Genomic DNA, 23,322 nt, shown 5'->3' on the forward strand with positions numbered 1-23,322 from the left:
TTAATATTATATCGAAATAGGTAATTTGGTATGTTATGATAATGACTTGTAAATAAAAAACTTTTTATATATTTGTAAATTGTTAATTAGGAGTGAAAAAATGAGAAAAGTCATCAATGAGAATACTATAGATAATAATGTCACTCTTTCTTCAAATCAAAAAATGAATGACGTCGAAATTAATAATTTGGGTAATAAAAATTCAAAAGATCATTTTGCTAATTTAGACACATCAGATGGTAGTAATACTATTGAATTACTCAATTATCAAAAAGAAATAACAATTAAAAAAAATAAAATTGAAGCTTTAGAAAAAGAGATAGTCAATTTACAAAATACTGTATTAATACTAGAAAATGACCTAGAACTTAATATTTTACAAAATATAGAAACAATCATTAAGCAAGAAGAGTTTTTATTGGAATTGAATCAAATCATATCAAACTTAAATATGAAAAATGAAAACTATCAAAGTATAATTATGAAAAAAAATAAAGAACTAAAAATTGTAGATGAGAAATACCAAAAATTAAAGAAGTCTAAAGTTGGAAGTTTAATTGTTCGATATTGGAAGATTAGAAAAAATATAAAAAGTAGGTGAATACAATGAACGAGTATATTGATAACCATTTAAGCAAACTAGGGGAATTAAAGAAAAACTCTAAAATATTATTAAGTAATCTTAATTCTGAATATAAAGGAATTAGTTTTAATTTTTTTGAGCAATTTATTTTTAATGCTGATGATTTCTCAACTGAAAAAAACATTACCATAGATAAAAACGATACAGGAATTCACTTTAATTCAACCTTGAAAAATGAGGAATTTAAATATATTTTTTGCAAGAATACCAATAAAATTGAATCGATGGTAGACTTTCTAATTTCAAATAATAACCGTTGTATTAAAACGATTGGTATCGTCGAGGGTAAATGTGAAGTCGAGCTTAATATTATAGCTATCTATAAAGATGGAGTTAGATACGTTTCAAAAGCAAGATATGATAAGGTTATTGATTTGAAAAATATCGATTTAGAAAATATTGATCATATCAAATTAGCTATCCGAATTAGAGGGAAAGGTAAATTTATCCTTCAGAGCATTACTTTTCTTGCAGAAAAACCAAGTCTCAAACTATATAAATTCGATGAAAAAAAATCTAGTAAAAAAATTAAAGATCTTAATGTAGCTTTTATTGCAGATGAATTTACTACAAGATGTTTTGAACCAGAATTTAATATTATTAAAATTTCCCCAGAGAATTGGAATGATGAACTTGTTCAAAATAAACCTGATCTCTTTTTTTGTGAGTCAGCTTGGTTAGGAAACGATGGAAGTTGGACTAATAAAGTAGGTACAGGCGGACCCAGAGATAATACTGAATTAACAAATGTCGTACATTGGTGTAAAGAGAATAATATTCCTACTATATTTTGGAATAAAGAAGATCCATTCCATTTTGATGCATTTATAAACACTGCGATCCACTTTGATTATGTATTTACAACGGACCAAAATTCTATTGAATTGTATAAACAACAAGGGGTAAATAATGTATTTACATTTCCCTTTGCTGCACAGCCTAAATACCACAATCCTATTGAGCGTTTTGAAAGAAAAGAAAAAGTAGTTTTTGCTGGGGCATATTATGGTGATAAGTTTCCAGAAAGAACAAAGGCTATGGATAATATGATAAGTATCTCTGGTGATTACGGTATTGATATTTATGATAGAAATTATAAAAATCCTGAATCGCCTAATCAATTCCCAGAAGTGTTTAAAAAATTTATTGTCGGTACTTTAAAAGGTGACGAAATTGATTATGCATATAAAGGATATAAAATTGCTTTAAATGTAAATAGTATAATTAATTCGCCTACTATGTTTGCTAGAAGAGTGTTTGAATTATTAGCGAGTAATACTCCGGTTGTAAGTTCAGAATCACAAGGAATAAATAATATGTTTGGGGAGTTAGTAGTTGCCTCTTCAAATTACGATGAATTAAAGAATAGAATAAGTCGTTATTTTACTGATGATCATTACTTTTATACAAATCGTTTACTTTCGCTTCGTCATGTAATGGAAAATCATACCTATAAAAATAGAATTGAAAAAATGTTAAATGACATTGGTTTTTCTTATACTAATAATGATGATGGCGCTACTATGATTGGAATTGTAAGAAGTAAAGAGGAGCTAAAAGCTATAATGGGTATATTTAATAAGCAAACTTTAGAAAATAAAAAGTTAGTTATTTTATTAGATATCTTTGAAGGTTATATAGATATTTTCAACAACTACAATAATGGGCAAATTAAAACATTTTTAATCGATTATATTCACCACTATTCAAATATTGGACAAATAATTGAAACATCACATGCAGCGCCAATACATTTTGAACATCATTATGGAGAAAATTATTTAAAAGATTTATTTATAACTACAAATTATATAGATGATGCCAATATTGTTAAAGGGCAAGGTCAACCATACACTTTTGTAACAAATGGTTTGTTTAATTCATCATTAATTAGTAAAAAGTCGTTAAAATTAATTAATCCTTCTATGTTTATTAACAATATTGAAAATGATAGTGATTTTAGTAACTGGTTTAAGTATGGTATGACATTTTTTAATATTGATGATTTTAATTTTTTAAGTAGACAAAATTCACTTCCAAGAGAAAAAATTAACGAGATAAATATTTAGGAGAAAACTTGAATGAAAATCGCATTTATTGGACATGATTTAAAATTTATTAATGATGTAATAGAATTTTATAAGAATTCGCCCGGTATATCTGTAAGATTAGATATTTGGGAAGGTCATACTATTCATGATGAAGAGTATAGTTTGGAAATTGTAGATTGGGCAGATGTATTGTTTTGTGAATGGGGTTTAGGGAATGTAATTTGGTATCAAGACCATAAAAAATCTCATCAAAAGTTAATTGTAAGAATGCATAGGTTTGAAATGAATACTAATTTTCCAAATCAGTTTGATTACAATAAAATTGATAGAATTATTGCGATTTCTCCATATGTCTATGAAGAGTTTCATCGAGTAGCTGGTATACCTAGAGAAAAAATGCAAGTTATATATAATGGTGTCCTTACTGAAAAATTTGATAAGAAAAAATCATTCAAGTCTAAATATAATATTGGAATTATTGGGATTGTACCTAAGTTAAAGAGATTGGATCGAGCTATTGATATACTTGAAAAATTATATAGTATGAATAAGAAATATCGTCTTTTTATTATAGGAAAACATCCAAAAGAATTTGGATGGGTCTGGAATAATAACACAGAACGGGCTTTTTATGATGAGTTGTTTTTAAGAATAGAAAACGCTCCATACAAAAAGAATGTACATTTTGAAAGCTGGGGAGATGTATCTGCATGGTTAAAAAATATCGGGTATGTCCTTTCAGTAAGTGATTATGAAAGTTTCCACATGGCACCAATTGAAGGAATGGCTTCTGGTGCGTATCCTATTGTGTTGCGAAGAGAAGGGGTAAATGTAATTTTTCCTAGAGAATATATCTTTGAATCTATAGATGAATCAATTCAATTTATTACCAATAACGATTTTTCGGAAAAACAAAAATTAAAAGATTTTGTGGAAATGAATTATTCTTTAAAAAAAATGTGTGATGAAATTATGGGAATTATCCTAAAAAATGAATAAGTAGCTGATTAAATGAAGAATTTTACTATATTAGGTAGTTGTGTAACAAGAGATGCATTTAACTCCTGCATTGATTTGTATGAAATTAGTAACTATTTTGCTAGAACTTCCATTATGAGTTTAGTTTCAAAATCAATGATCATTGATGAAGCTAAAATAAATTTAAGTTCCTCTTTTCAAATTAAATGTATAAAACATGATTTTGAAAAAGATTTCTTCAATATTATTGAACATAATTCAACTGATTACTTGATTATAGATTTTATTGATGAGCGATTTAATTTACTAAAATGGAATGAAAGTATTTTTACAAAATCAAATGAGTTAATCACATCCGGCTTATCAGAGCATTATGCTTTTTTAGAAATGGAAAGAAATGAGAGCTTACTACCTGTTTGGGAAGAAAGTGCAAAGTTATTTTTTAATGAACTATTTAATCATATCCCAGCAAATAGAGTTATCATTCACAAATGTTTTTGGAAATCAAAGTATGTAGATGAGAATGGCGAGATTAGAGAATTCACCAATCAACTAAATCATATTGAAAGACAAAATAAGTTTTTAAATTATTATTATGAATTTATAGAATGTAATTTCCCTGAAATGAAAGTAATTGATATGAGGACTGAGGAAATATATTGTACAGCTAATCATAGGTGGGGTCTTAGTCCTTATCATTTTGAAGATCAATACTACAGTATATTTCTTCAGAAATTGAACGACATTGTGAACATCCTTCCAATAATTAATAATTTAGAAGAACTAATCGAAAAGATAAAAGTGAATAGTGAGATTTTATTTGAAAATGATTCACTTATTCATGTTTTGCAGAAAGATCGTTTAAATATAACTCTAAAAGATAAAGATTTATCATTTGCTTATTATGTAAAGCTTAATAATGAAGTATTATTTTCACAATGGTACAGTGAAAATAGAATTATTAAATTTAAACCAATTAGTAAAGGTAAATATGATATTGTAATTTTCTTAAGGGATTCTTTGGATATAAATAATGTGAAGTATTTTATAAAGAGTATAAAGATTTAGTCATAAAAAAGTGAGAATTACTCATTAAAATTATGTACGGTCGTACTCTAGGGATGACCGTATTTTATTAAGTCTAATACTATTCATTCTTTGATAATTTTATTTATGTATATGCGAATTGTGGCAAATAAAGTAAAATATTGTTATCGTGAATATTTCTAAAAATTATAATTATTTATTCTTAAGGAGAATTACCTTGTCGAGAAAAGAAAAACATTCCAAAAAACGTATGTCTACTATAAAAAAAGTATTACTAAGTTTATTACTCGTGATCATTGTAGTTGGCGCAGGCGTAGGGATTTATGCATACTCAATTTACAATAATGTTAACAATACATCAAAGAAAATTCACAAGGACATAGAGAAAACAGATAAACGTAAAGAGGTAGTAAGTGTTCAAAAGAAGCAACCTTTTTCAATACTATTAATGGGTGTAGACCATCGTAAAGGTGATAAAGGCCGTTCTGATTCTATGATCTTATTGACAGTTAACCCAGAAAAGAAAACGACTAAGATGGTAAGTATTCCACGTGACACTCGAACTGAAATCGTTGGTAAAGGGAAACAAGATAAATTAAACCATGCTTATGCATTTGGTGGAGTACAAATGACGGTAGATTCAGTCGAGAATTTCTTAAATGTACCGATCGATTACTATTTAGAAGTTAATATGGAAGGATTTAGAGACATCGTAGACGCTGTAGATGGCGTGGATGTTGTAAATGATTTAGATTTTACGTACGAAAATACTCACTTTAAAAAGGGTGCAATCCACTTAAATGGGAAAGAAGCATTGAGTTTTGCACGAATGAGAAAAATGGACCCTCGTGGTGATTTTGGACGTCAATTAAGACAACGTCTTGTAATTGAAGCGGTTATTAAAAAAGGTGCAAGTGTATCATCTTTAGGTAATTATCAAGACATCTTAAAAGCGATTGAAGAGAATGTCGTTACAAATTTAACGTTTAATGAAATGGTTTCAATACAACAAGATTATCGTGAAGCTGCAAGTAATATTGATAAAATTCAAATTACAGGTAAGGGAACTAAGATTGATGGTATTTATTATTTACAAGTGCCAGATGAAGAACGTAACTATGTAATAGCAGAACTTAGAAATCATTTAGACTTATCTGTTGGTAATAATGAGGAATAAAAATAGACAAAATTTTTTTAAAATGTAATTTTTTAACAAAGTAAGTTATGATAGGGAAGTATATACTACATAATACTTACTCTTTGCATAAAAGGAGAATGAACATGACAGTAAAAGTAATGACAATTTTTGGGACAAGACCAGAGGCGATTAAAATGGCTCCACTTGTTCTTGAGTTAGCAAAGTATCCTGAACAAATCGAATCAATTGTGACAGTAACAGCTCAGCATCGTCAAATGCTTGATCAAGTACTAGAAATTTTTGAAATAACACCTGATTATGATTTAAACATCATGAAGGACCGTCAAACTCTAATTGACGTAACTACTCGTGGATTAGAAGGATTAAATAAAATCATGCAAGAAGTGAAACCAGATATCGTTTTAGTGCATGGTGATACGACTACAACATTTATTGCTAGTCTTTCTGCGTTTTATAATCAAATCGCGATTGGTCATGTAGAAGCTGGTTTACGTACTTGGGATAAATACTCACCGTACCCAGAAGAAATGAATCGTCAATTAACAGGTGTTATGGCAGATTTACACTTTGCTCCAACAACTAAGTCAGCACAAAACTTAATTGCAGAAAATAAAAAAGAAGAAACAATATATATTACTGGTAACACGGCAATTGATGCATTAAAAACAACAGTAAAAGATGAGTATTCACATCCAGTACTTGATACGGTTGGAAACGATCGTTTAGTATTAATGACGGCTCATCGTCGTGAGAACCTAGGAGAGCCAATGCGAAATATGTTTAAGGCGATTAAACGCCTTGTTGAAAAACATAATGACATTCAAGTGGTCTATCCAGTTCACATGAATCCAGTTGTTCGTGAAATTGCAAATGAAATCTTAGGTGAAGATCAACGCATTCACTTAATCGAGCCATTAGATGTAATTGATTTCCATAATTTTGCTTCTAGAGCTCATTTAATCTTAACTGATTCAGGTGGTGTTCAAGAAGAGGCACCTTCATTAGGCGTACCTGTTCTAGTATTACGTGATACGACAGAACGACCAGAAGGTATCGAAGCTGGTACATTAAAACTTGCAGGAACAGATGAAGAAGTTATTTTCACTTTAGCTGACGAACTTCTTTCAGATAGTGAAGCACATGCAAAAATGGCAAAAGCATCTAACCCATATGGAGACGGTGAGGCATCTCGTCGCATCGTAGAAGCAATCTTAAAAAACTTCAGTAAGTAACACGTGTAGCTGTAAAAAAACAGGACATTGAGTAAACAATGTCCTGTTTTTTATTTGTTTCTACTATTATAATGGTTGATCGTTGCCTTTAATCCTTCATGCAATGTGTATGTTGGTTTCCATGACAAAAGTGATTCAGCTTTTTGACAAGTTAAATAACTATACTTGATGTCACCAGGTCTTTCTTCTTCATATTCAATTTCAATTTTACGTTCAATGACATCCTCAGCTACTCTTATTAAATCATGTAAGGTCGTTGGTATATTTGTACTAATATTGCATGTATCGTTAATTGGATGCTCGCTAGCAATCAGATTTGCATTAACGATATCCTGGACGAATATGAAGTCTCTTGTTTGTTCTCCATCACCATATAAGGTAAAAAGAGAATTGTTTACAATCCGATCGACTAATATACTGATGACGCCCCCTTCACCTTTAGGGTCCTGTCCAATTCCGTAAACATTCGCATAGCGGAAAATGGAATATGGAATCGCATATAAATCATGAAAGATTTTGATATACATTTCTGGTGATAGTTTAGATGAGCCATAAAATGAAATTGGATTGGTTGAATGTTTTTCGTCCACTCCTAGATACGATGGATTCCCATAAGCAGCTGCAGAAGAAGCGTAAATTAGATTGCAGTCTTTCATTTCTTTTAATTGTCTTAATGACTCAAGGACGTTTATCGTACCAAGGATATTGATACTTGCATCTTCTACTGGATTTTGAATAGAGAACTGTACGTCAATTTGTGCTGCATGATGATTTATGATATCCGGTTGTTCTTTCAGGATGATTTCAATAAACTGTGGATTACGAATATCCATCTCGTAGAATTTTATGTCATATGGTATATTTTCTAATTTGCCAGTTGTTAAATTATCTACAACTATTACTTCAAACCCATGGGATTTATATGCTTGTACTAAGTTAGAACCGATAAAGCCAGCTCCACCAGTAACAACTACTTTTTTCATAATGAATCTCCTCTAATTAACTTGCTGCAATTTATGTAAGTCTTACAAACTATTATACATTTTACCATAATGAACAAGTATTAATCCAATCATGGTAAATAATGAAAAAGTGGTAATAGATTTGTTAGTTAAACGAAATTGCATGTTATTAATTGTGGTTGATTGTTAAATTTTGTCATGATAACTATTTACATTTGAAATCAAATGGTAATGGATTATCTACCCAATTTATGCTAAAATTATTTTGTTTTGTAGCATTTTGGTGAACAATGTAAATATATGATTTCTAATAAGATAGACTTTCGACTTTTGCAAAGCAAAGGAGGTGCAGTCGGATATGTCATCAAAGAAACGAATACTCTTAATTTCTCAGCATTTTTATCCTGAAATCGGTAGTGCAGCAAACCGAATGAAGAATATTTATTTGGAGTTGCATGCAAAAGGATATGATGTGAAAGTTTTAACTTTAGAGCCTAGATATCCTAGTAAAGAATTATATGAGAATGAACGATTTTGGGATAGTGATTTAAATGAGGAAGATGTTATACGAATTGAACCTCTTGTCAAAAAACATTCAACAAGTATTATTAAACGTTTATTTCTTTATTTAGAGGTTATGTTCCGTTTTATCCTCGAAATACTTCGATATAAGAAAGAAGTGGATTATGTTTTTGTCACGTCCCCACCGATATTTGTTGGAGTGGCTGGACTAATTGCAAAATGGAAGTTGAAAGCACCATTAATCCTAGATATTAGAGACCTATGGCCTGAATCAATCATTGGTGTTGGAGTGTTTTCAAATAAACTACTACTATCGACTGCGTTTAAACTTGAGGACATATTGTATCGTAAAGCAACTAAAATTTTCGTAAATAGCAGAAGTTTTATCGACTATATGACTAATAAGAATGTTCCAGTAGATAAAATATACTTTATGCCTAACTCTCTTACTGAAGAAGAGCTCAGTATTGAAGTAGAACAAAAGGTTAATGATACTAAAAAAACTGTTATATATACTGGGAATTTAGGGTTAGCACAAGATATCCAAAAGTTAATAAAAGTTGCAGAAAAATTAAAAGACGAAGCAAATATTCAATTTACGATTGTTGGTTATGGTTATCATTTAAATGAATTAGAAAAAGTGATTAAAGAGAAGAATTTAAACAATATTAATCTTCAATCAGCTAGATCGAGAAATGATACATTACGATTAGTTGCAAATTCGGATATAGCTTATGTAAGTTTGGTTGATAAGGATGTATTTAAAACTGTTTTACCAGGTAAAATTATCGATTATATGTGCGTAAGAAAACCGATAATTGGAGATGTATCTGGTTACGCAAGTGATATTATTCATACATCAAACTGTGGAATTGTTTCAAAAGAAAATAGCGTAGATGATTTAGCGGACAATATATTGAAGCTAGCAAAAGATGATGCGTTATGCCAAAAGTTAGGTCAAAATGGATATCAATATGCATATGAAAAATTACGTTGGAAAACGAACATTCTTGTTTTAGAAAAAGCGATGGAGGACATCGATGAATAAAAAAGTTTGTGCATTTGTCTTTAATCATTTTACGAATGATGCACGTGTATTACGGGAATGCTCAGCACTTGTAGAAGCGGGGTACGAAGTAGATTTAATTGCACTGCATAATTTTGAAATGAAAGACTTACCTAAAAAAGAACATAGAAAAGAAGGTTTTAACGTCATCCGAGTAAATGATCGATTACCATTTATATTAAACTGGCCGTTTTCAATAGCTGAAGCTGTTAAAGGTATCGCTACTATTAATTTGGTGACTAATATTTTATCATTGGTTTTAGTCTTACTATGCTTGTATGCCTCTCCGATCGCTACAATTGTTACTGTATTGTTATTGATGATCTTTAGTCATCGTATTGTAAGAGTTGCTAGTAAAAGAGGTTATTCAATATTAGAAATGACACTATACGGCTTAAGTAAAAATTATGATATTTATCATGCAAATGATTTAAATACATTACCACAAGCAATTGTAGGTGCTAAACTGTTTCGTCGTAAGAAATTAGTGTATGATTCACATGAGGTTCAATCAAGTCGTTCTGGTTATGAAAATCCTATCTTTGGAAAAATTGAAAAGTTTTTAATTAAGTTCATTGATATTATGATTCATGAGAATGATACTCGTGCTAAGTTTACTCAAGAACTTTACGATATTCCATATCCTGAAGTGATTCATAACTATCCATTTGTATCTCATCCTGAAAAGAGTCAATCAGTAAATCTACATAAATTAGTTGGTATTTCAGAAGATGAACCAATTCTTTTATATCAAGGTGGAATACAAAAAGGAAGAGGATTAGAACAAATTGTACAGGCTACACCACAATTTAAACGTGGTATTGTCGTTTTTATCGGTGATGGGAAAATAAAACCCAATTTGTTAAAGCTTGTAGACGAACTTAAATTACATGATCGTATTAAGTTTATTTCAAAAGTGCCGGTTGATGAATTATTAAACTATACTCGAAACGCGTATTTAGGCTTTCAAGTGTTAAATAATATTAACTTTAACCACTATTCTGCATCTTCTAATAAGCTTTTTGAATATATGATGAGTGGGGTACCAGCAATTGCATGTAGCTTCCCTGAAATACAAAAAGTTGTAGAAGCAGAAAATACGGGAATATGTGTTGATTCACATGATCCTAATTCAATTGCAGAAGGTGTAAATTATTTATTAGATCACCCAGAGCTAAGGGATGAAATGAGTCAAAATTGTCTTGTTGCTCGCGAAAAATATAATTGGAATGAAGAAAAGAAAATCTTTATAGACATTTATCGGAAGTTAACCTAATTCATGATATTTAACAATTATATGAACATAATACAATTAAGTATAAAAATATTTGAAGTATAAGTAGATAAGAGATAGAATGTAATATGGCGAAATGCTTATATTTTCACATAAAATTGTCGTTTTATGGCAATGAACTAAATCGAATGTGAGGGAATTTAAAATGAAAATTTGTACTATGGGCTTAGGATATATTGGATTACCAACATCAGCAATGTTTGCTAAATACGGAGCGACAGTTGTAGGGGTAGACCTATTTCCAGAAGTTGTTAATAAATTAAATAATGGTGAAATTCATATCGAAGAGCCAGGTTTAGGCGAAGTAGTGAAAGAGGTAGTAGAAAAAGGAAACTTCCGTGCTTCATTAACTCCTGAAGAAGCTGATGCTTTCATTATCGCAGTACCAACACCTAACAATGACGATATGTATAAATCATGTGACTTAAGTTATGTATTGAAAGCAACAGAAACTGTATTACCATTTGTTAAAAAAGGTAATGTCATTATTGTTGAGTCAACAATCGCACCACGTAGTATGGATGATCATGTTAAACCACTTGTTGAAGCAGCTGGTTTTACAGTAGGTGAAGATATTTACTTAGTACACTGCCCTGAGCGTGTATTACCAGGTCAAATCTTACACGAATTAATTCATAACAACCGTATCGTTGGTGGTGTTACTGAAGCTTGTTCAGAAGCTGGTGCGAAAGTTTATGGTTTATTTGTTGAAGGTGAAATCATTAAAACTGATGCTAAAACAGCTGAAATGTCTAAATTAATGGAAAATACATTCCGTGATGTAAACATTGCATTAGCAAACGAGTTAACAAAAATTTGTAATGTATTAGAAATCAACGTATTAGATGTAATTCAAATGGCTAATAAACACCCACGTGTTAACTTACACTCACCAGGACCTGGTGTTGGAGGACACTGTTTAGCGGTTGACCCTTACTTCATCGTTGCAAAAGCACCTGAGCAAGCTCAAATGATTAACTTAGCTCGTGGTATTAACGTATCAATGCCTGAGTACGTAGTTAACAATGTAAAAGAAATGGTTAGTGGAGTTGAAAATCCAAAAATCGCTGTGTTTGGTGTAACTTACAAAGGAAACGTTGACGACATGCGTGAGAGTCCAGCAATGGATATTATCGATATTCTTCGCAACGAAGGTTTAGAATGTGCTGTTCATGATCCACATGTTGAATCAGACACTTTCAAATTATTATCAGCTGACGAAGCGGTAACAGACGCACACTTATTATTAGTTCTTACTGATCATGATGAATTTAAAACAATGAATACAGATGAGTTAGCTGAAAAAATGGCGAAACCAGTACTATTTGATACACGTAATTGCGTGAAAACAAATGAGGGAAAAATGCAATTCGTAAACTTTGGTAATTTATACACAGTAGTAAATTCTAAAAAGGTTATGGCATGAATTCGTTAAAAACCGTATTCTCTGAACAATTTAATAATGTATATATGATAGGTAGACTGTCTGCATATGAGCTTAAAAAGCTCTATGCAAACAGTTTTCTTGGCGGTATATGGATATTTTTAAATCCAATTATCCAAATTGCTGTATATGGTCTAACGTTTGGTCTAGGTATTCGTGGGGGTGCATCAGTTCATGGCATTCCATACTTCACATGGATGGTATGTGGGCTAATACCTTGGTTCTTCATTAGTGGATCAATCATGCAAGGTTCTAATGCAATCTATGCAAGGATTAATACAGTTGCTCGGATGAATTTCCCTCTAAGTATTACGCCAACATATGTTATTGTTGCTCAGTTATATACGCATGCAGTATTAATGATTTTATGTTTAGCGATTGTATCGTTTTCTGTTGGAATTAGTAACATCCACCTTTTAGAATTACTTTACTTTATTTTATCTAGTTTTTGTTTTTTAGTAGCATTGTCTTTTATTACATCAACTTTATCCACAATGATGAGAGACATTCATTTATTAATTCAACAAACAACAAGATTGTTACTATATTTAACACCAGTATTATGGGAACCAAGTGCGAATGCTCCTGAGTTTCTATTAAATTTAATGAAATTAAATCCATTTTATTATGTAGTAGAAGGCTATCGTTCAGCATTAATTTATGATGACACTAGTATCTTCTTATCTCCATTAACACTTTATTTCTGGGGCTTAGTATTAGTAATGTTAGTTTTAGGAACAACATTACATGTTAAGTTTAGAAGAAATTTTGTGGACTATCTGTAAAGGTGAATGCCTATGAGTACAAAAGTTGAATTTAAGAATGTAACAAAAAAATACAAGATGTACACTAGACAAATTGATAAAATAAAAGATTTATTTACTTCAAAGGAAAGTGGAGATTTCCACTACGCTTTAAGTGATGTATCTTTTTCTGTTGATTCTGGTGAAATTGTTGGGATTATTGGATTAAATGGTTCAGGTAAAAGTACCATGTCGAATTTAATTTCTGGTGTTACGATGCCCAATGAAGGAGACGTATATGTAAATGGTACTGCTTCTCTTATTGCAATTTCTGCAGGATTAAATGGTCAATTAACAGGATTAGAAAACATCGAACTAAAAGGCCTAATGATGGGCTTAAGTAAAAAACAAATTCAAGAAATAACACCAAAGGTAATTGAATTTGCAGAAGTTGGAAAGTTTATTAATCAACCAGTTAAAAACTACTCGAGTGGAATGCGTTCACGATTAGGTTTTGCAATTTCTATTAATATAGATCCTGATGTTCTAGTAATAGACGAAGCATTATCAGTTGGTGATCCAACATTTACTCAAAAGTGTTTAGATAAAATGAACGAATTTAAAGAAAATGGTAAAACGATTTTCTTTATTAGTCATTCACTTGGTCAAGTTAAATCATTCTGTACAAAAGCGATATGGGTTCATTATGGTAAGATTAAAGATTACGGTGATGTATTACCAGTAACAGCACAGTATCAAAAATTCTTAGCTGATTATCAAAAAATGACGCCAGAAGAGCGCATAAAGTTTAAAGCAGAACAATTAAAAGAAAACACGCATGGTTTATTAATGACAAACGATGTTTCAACAAAAAAAGGATTTTTTGATATTTTTAAAAAGTAAAGCGTAAGTATCAAAATGTCATCATGGCTAGTTAACGATAATTTTTTTATATATGGTACTGAAATTGCACTCTTTAACTATTGAACTTATTCAAGCAATTAGCTTGTCAATAGTTAGAGTGTTTTTTCATAAAATCCCACCTTACTTGGCGAAAAAAGGAGTGTCAAGATGAGTAATTCACTTTTTGGTAGAACCAAAAGCCTTCTAAAAAAAGCAACTAGTTCTATTCTATTAAATAGTAATGGAAAAAAGTATGAAGAAAAAAGATGGATCATTAATAATCCATCGAATTTGATTGAACCCAAATTTAATATGAAAGATTTCAATATTAAATATGAAGATGAGGCCTTAAAGAAAAATTCATACAGCAATCATAAACAATGGTTAGCAGATTTTCCGAAGAGTAACGGAAGCAAATATTATTTAAGACAAGACCTTAAACTAGGAATTTTATCAGATGATATCTTTTTTAATACATATGAACCAGTAGCAAATACAATTAGAGTTAATGAGCAGAATTACCAAACGATCGAAGTTGATGTCTTGTTGATTGCTTTTAATTTAGAAGATTTACCGAAAGAATGGAATGGACTAGGTAGTTCTACTTCAGAGGTAATTAGAAATAAACTCATTAAGATGATTAATCATTTTAAAAATCAAAATAAAACAGTTGTATATTACTCTTTAGATGAAACGGAAATCTATAAGAGACTACATCCTATCGTAAAAGCTTGTAATGTAATCTTAACGATTCAAAAAAGTAGTGCAGATTATTTTAAGTCAGAGAACTTAAATAGTAATATTCATGTCTTAAAGTTAGGAATTAATCCATTAATTCATAATCCAATTGGCACAAGACTTCATAAATATAAAAAGAAAGCAGCACTATATGAGCATTGGGATCCAAAGAATCAAAGACGTAAAAATACGTTAACCTCATTTATCAATAGTGCAGTAAATAGTGAAAATGAAGTGATCCTTTATGACACTTTACTACATAAGACAGATAAATCAGCTGCGTTTCCTAAAGATTTTCATGAATTTCTTGCACCCACTGTAAACCAGGAATACAAGTACGCATATTTAAAGTTCTTTGAAACAATTTATCTGTTCAATGAACATAAAGAAAAATACTTCCCATACAATCGTAATCTAAATGAATTTATGGCGTTAGGGAATACAATCATTACGAATTATCACTCGGATATTCATAATCGATTTCCTAATATTTATATTGGTTATTCCAAAAAAGAAATTCAGGAAATTTTAAGTAAGTATAGTGATAATGATATTTATGAAAATCAAATGGCTGGTGTCCGAAATATTTTTAAACAGGATACAATATTTGAGCGATTTAATGATTTATGCTCAATCTTACATATTGAAATCATTAAAAAGGATAGAAAAATTGCAATCCTAACAAAAGAAAAAACTGATCATGTTGTAGAGATGTTTCATTATCAAACATATCCTCATAAAGAATTATTTTTAGAAAGTGAATTTACAGAAGAATTAAAGCAACAGTACGATATGATTGCCTTTTTCAGCGATGACTATCAATATGGGGAATTTTACTTAGAAGATTTAGTGAATGGTTTTAAATATACTTTCTGTGATTACATTTCCAAAAATATGAAACAAATTAACGCTATTGATGCAATCGGAATTGAGCACAATTATGTTAATGAATTAAATGATAAATACAGTACGTTATTTTGGTCCGATTCATTTAAATTAACTAAATTGCTTACTATCCAAGCTGGTCAATTATTAAACAATGGATACCAAGTAGATTATTTTGAATTAAACCAAAAAATCATTCATCAACCAGCGTTATCTAAGAAAACCTATAAATTATCAATGATCATACCTGTTTATAACAATGGATTGTTCCTATTGAATAAATGTTTCCAAAGCTTAAAACGAAGCAGTCTGTTTCATGACATGGAAATATTATTGATTGATGATGGTTCAACGGATCAGTTTACACCAAATATGGTCAAAAGACTTGCAAGACATTATGAAAATGTAAGTTATTATTTCTTCAATGACGGTGGAAGTGGTAGTGCTTCACGTCCGCGTAACAAGGGTGTCGAAATGATTTCGACTGAATTTGTGACCTTCTTAGATCCAGACAATGAGGCAGTACATGATGGGTATGCAAAATTATATGAAGAAATATCAACGAATGACTTTGATTTAGTCGTTGGAAATATATATCGTGTTTCTGATCGTGAAATGAGATTGAATTTTGTAAGTGCATTGAAAGGTGTCAATAATCAGCAAGATATCATTGAAAATACGAGAGAAGTTTTTGTTGAGTCAGCATTTAAAATCGCAAGTATTCAAGCATTAATTATTCGAAAATCACTTATTACAGATCATAAGTTAACACAAGTAGTTGGCGCTGCAGGAGAAGACTCACTATTTTTTAAAGAACTTGTTATTCATTCAAAAAGAATCAAATTAGTTGAAGAAGATATTCATATTTATTATGCAGATGTTGAAGGCTCTGTAGTAAATACGATTACAGCTAATTTTTTCAAGAAGTATTATATGGTACAACCTTACCAAGTGACTTTCTTGAAAGAACAATCTTTATTAGAAGAGTATGCAGAAAGACGATTTGAGTATTATTTTAAAGAATGGATATTAAAAAAGTTAATGCATGTTAAACGCGAAGATGCAATGGAAGCTATTAAATATTCAATTAAGATTTGGGATTTTTATAAAGATTATGTAAATATTACGGAACCAGTTATTGCAAGATTTGCTGAACTAAGTAAACTAGAGGAGTATGACAAAATAATCGCTGAATACATTAATCCATAATCATTTTAGAAGCAGTTACAGAAGACACTCTTTGCTTTGTTGTATAAGAGTAAAATAAAGAGGAAAAAATAAAAATACCTCAACAACTTGATTAACCATTTGAATGGGGGAGAAATTTTGTCTGATAATCAAAAGAAGAGCTCTGACTTTAAACTAAAAGTGAAGAGATCACTTGAAATTGATCCGAAAACGGATAGTCCATTATTGATGAATTTAAAAAAGGTTGTAAGAAAATCAATTAGAACTGTGCAATTAATTAATAACGGACAGATCATTCCGGTCTTGAAAAAGAAGATTAAAGGCGGTACGAATAAGGCAAACACGAATACTAAGCGTAATATGACGGAAATGGAAAAAGGGGAATATATTAAGTATCTAAAGGAACACAGTGATACTGGGTATTATGATGAAGTAAAACCTATTATTGATAAAATTCCTGTAAGTAATGGTAGTAGATACTATCCGCAAATTAATGCAAATATTGGGATTATCGCAGACGAGTTTTTATTTAATTCCTTTAACGGAATTGCAAATTTCGTTTATATTACTAGAGACAATTACATGGAGCATGTAAACACATTAGATATATTTATCGTTGCCTCAGCTTGGAAGGGATTAAATAATGAATGGAAAGGACTTGCGAATGCAAAAAACCGTCCATTAAGAGATGAATTATTCCATATTATTGAGACTTATAAATCAAATGGTATTAAATGTGTATTTTATTCTAAAGAAGATCCTGTTAACTATGATCGCTTTATTGAAATTGCGCAAAAAGCTGACTACATCTTTACAACTGCAGAAGAAGTAATAGAAAATTATAAAACGGATTGCAACAATCAAAATGTAGACGTTCTTAAATTCGGTGTAAATCCTTTGTACCATAACCCAGTAGGATTTAGAAAAAGTAGAAGAGAAAAAGAAGTGTTCTTTGCAGGGTCTTGGTATCTGAAATACCCACAGAGACAAAAAGATTCACAAACAATTTTTGATGGTGTAATAGATGCAGGATATAAATTAAAGCTAATTGACCGAAATTATAATTTATTTTTAGAACAACATTTTTTTCCAAAAAAATATGTAGATTATATTTCACCTGCAATTAATCATGAAGATTTACAGAGAATTCATAAGTTATATGATTGGTCGCTTAACTTAAACTCAGTTAAATATAGCCCAACAATGTTTGCGAACCGAGTATTTGAATTGCAAGCGCTTGGAAATTTAATGTTGTCTAATTACAGTATGTCGATTAACAATAAGTTCCCTAATGTGTTCATTGTTCATGACTCAAATGAAGTTGGACATATTTTAAATGGATATACAACTGATGAACTTTATAAACACCAAGTTCAAGGAATCCGAAAAGTAATGAGTCACGAGACAACTGTTCAAAGATTAGAGAGACTGTTACAGTTTGTTGGTTTTCCTCATAAGCCATATGAACGTTCGGTTGCAGTGGTAGTCGAAGATATAACTGATAAAATTGAAGAAATGTTTCAATATCAAACATATGAAAACAAACATTTATTCAAAGCAAGTGAATTTACTGAAGCAATTAAGTCTCAATATGATCTAGTTGCATTTTTCCATGAAGAAAAAGAGTATTATGAGTACTATTTAGAAGATATGATTAATGCTTTTAAATACACGAACAGTGCGTATATTACAAAAGAAGGATTCTACGATGGAGAAACGCTTATAAATGGTGTAGAACATGATTATGTTTCTACGATGAAGGACAAGTATCGTACAATTTTCTGGGCAGAACTGTTTAGCGTAAATAATTTGCTTGAAATGAATGGCGAACAAGCAATTGAAAATGGTTATAGTGTTGATCATTTTGAATTTAATAATCAAGTTAAAGTTGCTCAACAAGGCACTAAACAATATAAGTTCTCTGTCATCATTCCGGCTTATAATAATGGAGAATACTTATTAAATAAATGTTTCTATAGCTTACGTAGAAGCAGTATGTTTGAAGATATGGAAATCATTATTGTAGATGATGGTTCTACTGATTCTTACACACCGATGATCATTAATCGTATAGCAAGAGATTATTCAAACGTAACTACACATTTCTATAACGATGGTGGAAGTGGTACTGCTTCAAGACCACGTAATAAAGGTGTAGAAATGAGTACAACTGACTATATTACTTTCTTGGATCCTGATAATGAAGCTGTTAATGATGGATATGCTAAATTATACAAGGAAATGGTAGAAAATAATTATGACTTTGTAGTTGGTAATATTTATCGAGTATCTGATCGCGAGGTACGCTTGAATTATGTAAATGCTGTGAAGGATGTAAATAATCAACAGTATGAAATTAAAGGAAACACGAAAAAAGTATTAGTTGATTCTTCTTTTAAAGCAGCAAGTATCCAAGCGTTACTTGTTCAAAAATCATTAATAACGAATAATAATTTGCAAATGGTAGTTGGTGCTGCAGGACAAGATACACTATTCTTCCATGAATTATTATTAAATGCTCAAAATGTAAAATTAATGAACCTAGATATTCATATTTACTATGCAGCAGTTGCAGGTTCGACAGTTAATACAATTACGAAAAACTTCTTTAGAAAGTTCAAAATACTAGAAGATCAAAGAATAGAAGCGTTGAAGAAGTACGAAGTTTTAGATGATTACTTAGAAAAACGCTTTGAATATTACTTTAAAAATTGGTATTTGGTAAAACTAAAGAAAATTAAAGAAACTGATGCGATGGAGTCTATTGAAATTCTTTGCAGTATTTGGGATATTTACAAAGATGAAGTAACCCCTATTGATCCAGAGATTATTCGTTTTTCTAAATTCGCAGAGAAGCAAGATTTTGAAGGCATCTACAATGAATATGTTTTAAACGAAAATTTAGTAAATGTTTAATGAATTGAAGGAATCCTTTATAGGGTTCCTTTTTTACTTTAGGTTTTTTTCTAAAAACACTTACTTTTGTGAAACTTTTTTAAATAATCCAACGTCTAATTGTGTAAGGAGGCGTTAGCTATTGAAAAAAGCATATATGATTTTTTTAGTACTCTTATTAATGATTGTTTCTGGTTGTACAAAAGTATTTGATGCAGAACCACCCGAAGCGAAAGCGATAATAAAAAATAAAGAAATAGCATTAAAGAGAGGGGGATATCATTGGACGACCGAAGAGGGGATTTCAACAAAAACAACGATTGCTGATGCAGCTTCTCCTAACCAAATAGCACAAAATCTGATTGCATCATCTGTTGAAAAAGGATCAGAGGCAACCATTGAGTTTAGTGATCATTCAAAACCGCAGCTTACATATAATTTTTGGGAAGGCGATGAGTCAGGAAAATCTATCTCAATGGAAGGAAATAAAATAATAGTCCCTTCTACTAGTGGTAAATACATCATTGAAGTAAATGCTACCTGGTCTAACGGAGATGTTTCATATACATTTGTTATTGATGTTAATTAAGAAAATAAAAACGCTTGGAATTGAAAGTTGCCCCGATGTTAGACGTCATCTAACAATCGAAGACACTTCAAATGTGCCAAGCGTTTTTGTGTAAGTGATTTTTACTTTCTATTTTTAACCTTGTTGATATAGTAAATTGTATCTTCTAATTCAAGTGGGTTATGTCCTTGTTCTTTATTAGAGTACATTTCCACAGTTAAACGATTGTATGTTAATGTATCTTTTAATGTATTCAGACCTCTTACAAATGGCATGAAGTGTTTTACAACGTCATGATCACAAGCTGTATTTTGTAAGTAAAAAATATAAGGCATATAGTTAATTTCTTTGAAAAATTCTAGTACATTTAATCGTGTTATATATTTTTTAGCTGATTCCTCAGTTGGTAGAGAAGGGTGAGCCGCTTCTAAAAGTCGATTAACATGTGTTTGGTAATAGTTTGGAATAATCGTTTGTGGATTATTTACTATCGCCTTTGAACCTTTAATATATCCAGCAAGTATCATTGACATAAACCCGCCACCAGAAGAACCATAGAATAATGTATCCTCTGCTTTGACAGACATCTTTGTCATTAATTTTTCAATGATTTTAGCTATTTTTTCTAAGAAAAATGTATCATCATTACCATGTCCCCAACCTAAACTCATTTGTCCTAAATAAAGAGTTGGGTCATTATAATAAATCATATTTGATTCAAAATGCTCAGTCCATGAATGGCGTTGGAAAATCGGTGGTTTCATTTTTGCAGGATCATATGCACCAGATCCAAATACAAGTAATTCATTTGAAGATGAGTTTGCTCTAATTAAAAACTCATATTTAACATTATCCCAATTTACAGTAAGGATAAAAGGTGTAAGACTAGTTAAGTTAATTTCATCAATTTTTTCGAAAGTAGTATGTATATTTTCATATTTATTGAGCATTCATTTTCACTCCTAGTACTGAAATTTAATCATATCCAAACTTAAGTATACATATAGTTTTATCGATAAATCAACGGTATCACTCATTTTCATTAAAAAGAAATAAATGATTTCATTCAAATTTTTTAACTTAAAATGAAGCAGAAGAAACAACGGAAATTGACCCATTAAAGAAAATTGAACTATTATAGGAGTAAGAAAAAATAAAAGAGTAAGGATTGAGGACCATTTTATTAGAAAATAAATTCATTCGTTATTGGCTACCCGTTTTATTAATAGCAGGTGGTATTTTTTATTCATCATCTACACCATATGGAGATCAGGATATAAGGCCACAATTAAATCAGTTAAATGGTATATATCATTTTGTTGGGCAATTCGATTTTGTTCATTTTACATATGCTGGCAAAGAAATCAGTATAGAACACCTAGGAAGTGCAGGTTTTGTAGAGTTCTTCATACGTAAGCTTGCCCACTTTTCAGTATTTTGTTTACTTGCTTTCTTTACAACGAGATTAGTAAGTGCTTATAGACATAAATTCTTTATAATCGGTCTATTATTGACAATACTTTATGCTGCCTCAGATGAGTTCCATCAGTCATTTACAGCAGATCGAACGCCACTTATTCAAGATGTAGTGATTGATTCGAGTGGTGCCATTTTAGGAGCTTGTTTATTTTTTTTCCTATATAAAAAATTTCATAAAAAGAAAGAAAATTAGAAAAGACATTGAACTTATGTCAATGTCTCAGTGTGTGTAGACAAAAGTATAAATAATAGAGATACAATTTGAAATTATAAGCTTTCAAAAAAAGTAATCTTATTCGAAAAAGGATCAATGACTGTTATTTCTTTTGTATTCCACGGTGTTTTTTCGAGACCGGGTTTATTATATTTATAGCTTTTTGTTTTTAAAGTTGAGTATAGTGCTTCAATGTTATTTACTTTTACTCTAATTGCAGAGCCAGGGCTACAATCACCGTGATGTTCCGATAAATGAATCACACAATTACCTCGTGATACTTGCATATAAATTGGGAAATGATTTTCGTATCGGTGCTCCCAATCAAGTTGGAAATCTAGGAAATGTATATAAAACTCCTGCGCCTTTGCAATATCAAAAATACGAAATATAGGCGTAATGTCATGATACACAATCAATTGTTCTTCCATTTTAAAACCTCCAAGGCGGAATAATCTAAACATAAGTCATATTCTTTAATTCTATAGATATCCCTTCCCTTTTTAGGCTTAATGACTAAATTTACGGTCTCAACTTATTCATAAATACTCCCGTTTGATAACAATTTGAGTTTTTCTTTATTTTTTACTAGTAGACTGCCTCTTTTACGTTCGATAATTTCTTCCTTACAAAATTTATTTACTACTCTATTTAAATGTCGATAGCTTGTCCCTAAAAGTTCAGCAATTTCAGTAAGCTTAGATGATTTGATTTCATTTGCAAAAGATGAATCAGCATCGTCTAATAGAGTTGATGCAAGATAACTCGCAAATCGATTTTCGACTGGGAACAATAGATTCAAGCTAGAAGAATTTGAAAATGTATATAATTTATAGCTTACGTTTTTTAGTAGAAATTTTAAGAAATCCGGATTGTTCGATTGAGTTTCATGTAGTAATTTATTATGAATGCCAATTAATATACTACTTTTTACTGCTTCAACATTACTTCTTACTTCAGAATTATTGATAAATTCAACATCTCCAATTAGAGCCAAGGGATTATTAAACCGCAGTAATAAAGACTTCCCGTTCGGTAAAAAGATAGAGATCTTTAATTTACCTTCAACCAAGATATAGAAACGATCCAGTAACTCTCCATTGCTACAAATAAGATCGCCTTGATCAAATTGAAATAATTTCATTTCTTGAATGATTGGATTCTCGAAAATATCGTCTAATTTATATTGTGTAACATATTGTTTTAATAAATCTTGATTTGCCAACTCTCGCATGATAAAATCTCCTATCAATCAGAAAAGGATATATTTATTAAAATATAATTTATCACACAAAAAAAGGACATATGTCC

At 30.5% G+C, this 23,322-nt stretch carries 18 protein-coding genes and 1 pseudogene; 15 read left to right on the top strand and 4 right to left on the bottom strand.

The annotated features are described in order from the left end of the window. The first annotated feature begins 100 nt into the window (after positions 1–100). The 6 genes from V7056_RS09320 to wecB all read left to right on the top strand — a co-directional run bounded on the left by V7056_RS09320 (position 101) and on the right by wecB (position 7,110). The gene (locus V7056_RS09320; protein ID WP_499701313.1) at positions 101–601 is read left to right on the top strand and encodes a hypothetical protein; all 501 of its coding nucleotides are present in this window, start codon (positions 101–103) and stop codon (positions 599–601) included. Between the two features lie 5 nt (positions 602–606). After that, positions 607–2,712: a CgeB family protein gene (locus V7056_RS09325; protein WP_499701315.1), complete on the top strand. Its 2,106-nt coding sequence runs from the start codon at positions 607–609 to the stop codon at positions 2,710–2,712. A gap of 12 nt (positions 2,713–2,724) precedes the next feature. Further along, positions 2,725–3,693, top strand: coding sequence for a glycosyltransferase family 4 protein (locus tag V7056_RS09330; RefSeq protein ID WP_499701316.1), 969 nt, complete (start codon positions 2,725–2,727; stop codon positions 3,691–3,693). 12 nt (positions 3,694–3,705) lie between these two features. Continuing rightward, complete coding sequence (locus tag V7056_RS09335) at positions 3,706–4,740, top strand: DUF6270 domain-containing protein (RefSeq protein WP_499701318.1); 1,035 nt, start codon at positions 3,706–3,708, stop codon at positions 4,738–4,740. 229 nt (positions 4,741–4,969) lie between these two features. Then, entirely contained in the window at positions 4,970–5,896 is a 927-nt protein-coding gene (gene tagU / locus V7056_RS09340; RefSeq protein WP_499701565.1) for a polyisoprenyl-teichoic acid--peptidoglycan teichoic acid transferase TagU, read from the top strand. 98 nt (positions 5,897–5,994) lie between these two features. After that, complete coding sequence (wecB, locus tag V7056_RS09345) at positions 5,995–7,110, top strand: non-hydrolyzing UDP-N-acetylglucosamine 2-epimerase (RefSeq protein ID WP_499701320.1); 1,116 nt, start codon at positions 5,995–5,997, stop codon at positions 7,108–7,110. 50 nt (positions 7,111–7,160) lie between these two features. Here the strand turns inward: wecB and V7056_RS09350 are convergent, their stop codons facing one another. After that, positions 7,161–8,093, bottom strand: coding sequence for an NAD-dependent epimerase/dehydratase family protein (locus V7056_RS09350; RefSeq protein ID WP_499701322.1), 933 nt, complete (start codon positions 8,091–8,093; stop codon positions 7,161–7,163). Positions 8,094–8,430: 337 nt separating this feature from the next. On the opposite strand from V7056_RS09350, the gene V7056_RS09355 reads away from it, so the two are divergent. From V7056_RS09355 to V7056_RS09390, 8 genes and pseudogenes are all read left to right on the top strand, one after another. Then, positions 8,431–9,642, top strand: a complete 1,212-nt coding sequence (locus V7056_RS09355) for a glycosyltransferase family 4 protein (RefSeq protein ID WP_499701324.1) — start codon at positions 8,431–8,433, stop codon at positions 9,640–9,642. Further along, the gene (locus tag V7056_RS09360) at positions 9,635–10,936 is read left to right on the top strand and encodes a glycosyltransferase (protein ID WP_499701326.1); all 1,302 of its coding nucleotides are present in this window, start codon (positions 9,635–9,637) and stop codon (positions 10,934–10,936) included. The genes V7056_RS09355 and V7056_RS09360 overlap by 8 nt, the downstream gene beginning before the upstream one ends. 163 nt (positions 10,937–11,099) lie before the next feature. Further along, complete coding sequence (locus V7056_RS09365) at positions 11,100–12,380, top strand: nucleotide sugar dehydrogenase (RefSeq protein ID WP_499701328.1); 1,281 nt, start codon at positions 11,100–11,102, stop codon at positions 12,378–12,380. Next, entirely contained in the window at positions 12,377–13,183 is an 807-nt protein-coding gene (locus tag V7056_RS09370; protein WP_499701330.1) for an ABC transporter permease, read from the top strand. Before V7056_RS09365 ends, V7056_RS09370 begins: the two co-directional genes overlap by 4 nt. A 12-nt stretch (positions 13,184–13,195) precedes the next feature. Continuing rightward, a pseudogene (tagH, locus tag V7056_RS09375) lies at positions 13,196–14,017 on the top strand (teichoic acids export ABC transporter ATP-binding subunit TagH); the annotation flags it as partial. A gap of 195 nt (positions 14,018–14,212) precedes the next feature. Then, the gene (locus V7056_RS09380) at positions 14,213–16,876 is read left to right on the top strand and encodes a glycosyltransferase family 2 protein (RefSeq protein ID WP_499701331.1); all 2,664 of its coding nucleotides are present in this window, start codon (positions 14,213–14,215) and stop codon (positions 16,874–16,876) included. Between the two features lie 117 nt (positions 16,877–16,993). Then, positions 16,994–19,771: a glycosyltransferase gene (locus V7056_RS09385; protein WP_499701332.1), complete on the top strand. Its 2,778-nt coding sequence runs from the start codon at positions 16,994–16,996 to the stop codon at positions 19,769–19,771. 121 nt (positions 19,772–19,892) lie between these two features. After that, positions 19,893–20,339 carry a hypothetical protein gene (locus V7056_RS09390; protein ID WP_499701333.1) on the top strand — a complete coding sequence of 149 codons (447 nt, stop codon included), beginning with the start codon at positions 19,893–19,895 and terminating at the stop codon, positions 20,337–20,339. A 101-nt stretch (positions 20,340–20,440) separates the two neighbouring features. Here the strand turns inward: V7056_RS09390 and V7056_RS09395 are convergent, their stop codons facing one another. Further along, entirely contained in the window at positions 20,441–21,268 is an 828-nt protein-coding gene (locus V7056_RS09395) for a glycosyl transferase family 2 (RefSeq protein ID WP_499701334.1), read from the bottom strand. A 218-nt stretch (positions 21,269–21,486) separates the two neighbouring features. Between V7056_RS09395 and V7056_RS09400 the strand changes: the two genes are divergently transcribed. Next, positions 21,487–21,990 (top strand): VanZ family protein, encoded by a 504-nt coding sequence (locus V7056_RS09400; protein ID WP_499701335.1) that lies wholly within the window; start codon positions 21,487–21,489, stop codon positions 21,988–21,990. A 74-nt stretch (positions 21,991–22,064) separates the two neighbouring features. Here V7056_RS09400 and V7056_RS09405 read toward each other — a convergent pair whose 3' ends face one another. After that, positions 22,065–22,442, bottom strand: coding sequence for a glyoxalase superfamily protein (locus tag V7056_RS09405; RefSeq protein WP_499701337.1), 378 nt, complete (start codon positions 22,440–22,442; stop codon positions 22,065–22,067). A gap of 104 nt (positions 22,443–22,546) precedes the next feature. Next, positions 22,547–23,245: a cyclic nucleotide-binding domain-containing protein gene (locus V7056_RS09410; protein ID WP_499701339.1), complete on the bottom strand. Its 699-nt coding sequence runs from the start codon at positions 23,243–23,245 to the stop codon at positions 22,547–22,549. Positions 23,246–23,322: the final 77 nt, after the last annotated feature.

Origin of the sequence: Bacillus sp. JJ664 (assembly GCF_036962205.1) — a bacterium.
In the GTDB taxonomy this organism is placed as follows: Bacteria; Bacillota; Bacilli; order Bacillales; family Bacillaceae_G; genus Gottfriedia.

Coding starts and splice junctions, on each gene's coding strand:
- tagU (WP_499701565.1), top strand. CDS start 4,970: ATGTCTACTATAAAAAAAGTATTACTAAGTTTATTACTCGTGATCATT.
- V7056_RS09410 (WP_499701339.1), bottom strand. CDS start 23,245: ATGCGAGAGTTGGCAAATCAAGATTTATTAAAACAATATGTTACACAA.
- V7056_RS09350 (WP_499701322.1), bottom strand. CDS start 8,093: ATGAAAAAAGTAGTTGTTACTGGTGGAGCTGGCTTTATCGGTTCTAAC.
- wecB (WP_499701320.1), top strand. CDS start 5,995: ATGAACATGACAGTAAAAGTAATGACAATTTTTGGGACAAGACCAGAG.
- V7056_RS09320 (WP_499701313.1), top strand. CDS start 101: ATGAGAAAAGTCATCAATGAGAATACTATAGATAATAATGTCACTCTT.
- V7056_RS09360 (WP_499701326.1), top strand. CDS start 9,635: ATGAATAAAAAAGTTTGTGCATTTGTCTTTAATCATTTTACGAATGAT.
- V7056_RS09355 (WP_499701324.1), top strand. CDS start 8,431: ATGTCATCAAAGAAACGAATACTCTTAATTTCTCAGCATTTTTATCCT.
- V7056_RS09335 (WP_499701318.1), top strand. CDS start 3,706: ATGAAGAATTTTACTATATTAGGTAGTTGTGTAACAAGAGATGCATTT.
- V7056_RS09370 (WP_499701330.1), top strand. CDS start 12,377: ATGAATTCGTTAAAAACCGTATTCTCTGAACAATTTAATAATGTATAT.
- V7056_RS09365 (WP_499701328.1), top strand. CDS start 11,100: ATGAAAATTTGTACTATGGGCTTAGGATATATTGGATTACCAACATCA.
- V7056_RS09380 (WP_499701331.1), top strand. CDS start 14,213: ATGAGTAATTCACTTTTTGGTAGAACCAAAAGCCTTCTAAAAAAAGCA.
- V7056_RS09395 (WP_499701334.1), bottom strand. CDS start 21,268: ATGCTCAATAAATATGAAAATATACATACTACTTTCGAAAAAATTGAT.
- V7056_RS09325 (WP_499701315.1), top strand. CDS start 607: ATGAACGAGTATATTGATAACCATTTAAGCAAACTAGGGGAATTAAAG.
- V7056_RS09330 (WP_499701316.1), top strand. CDS start 2,725: ATGAAAATCGCATTTATTGGACATGATTTAAAATTTATTAATGATGTA.
- V7056_RS09405 (WP_499701337.1), bottom strand. CDS start 22,442: ATGGAAGAACAATTGATTGTGTATCATGACATTACGCCTATATTTCGT.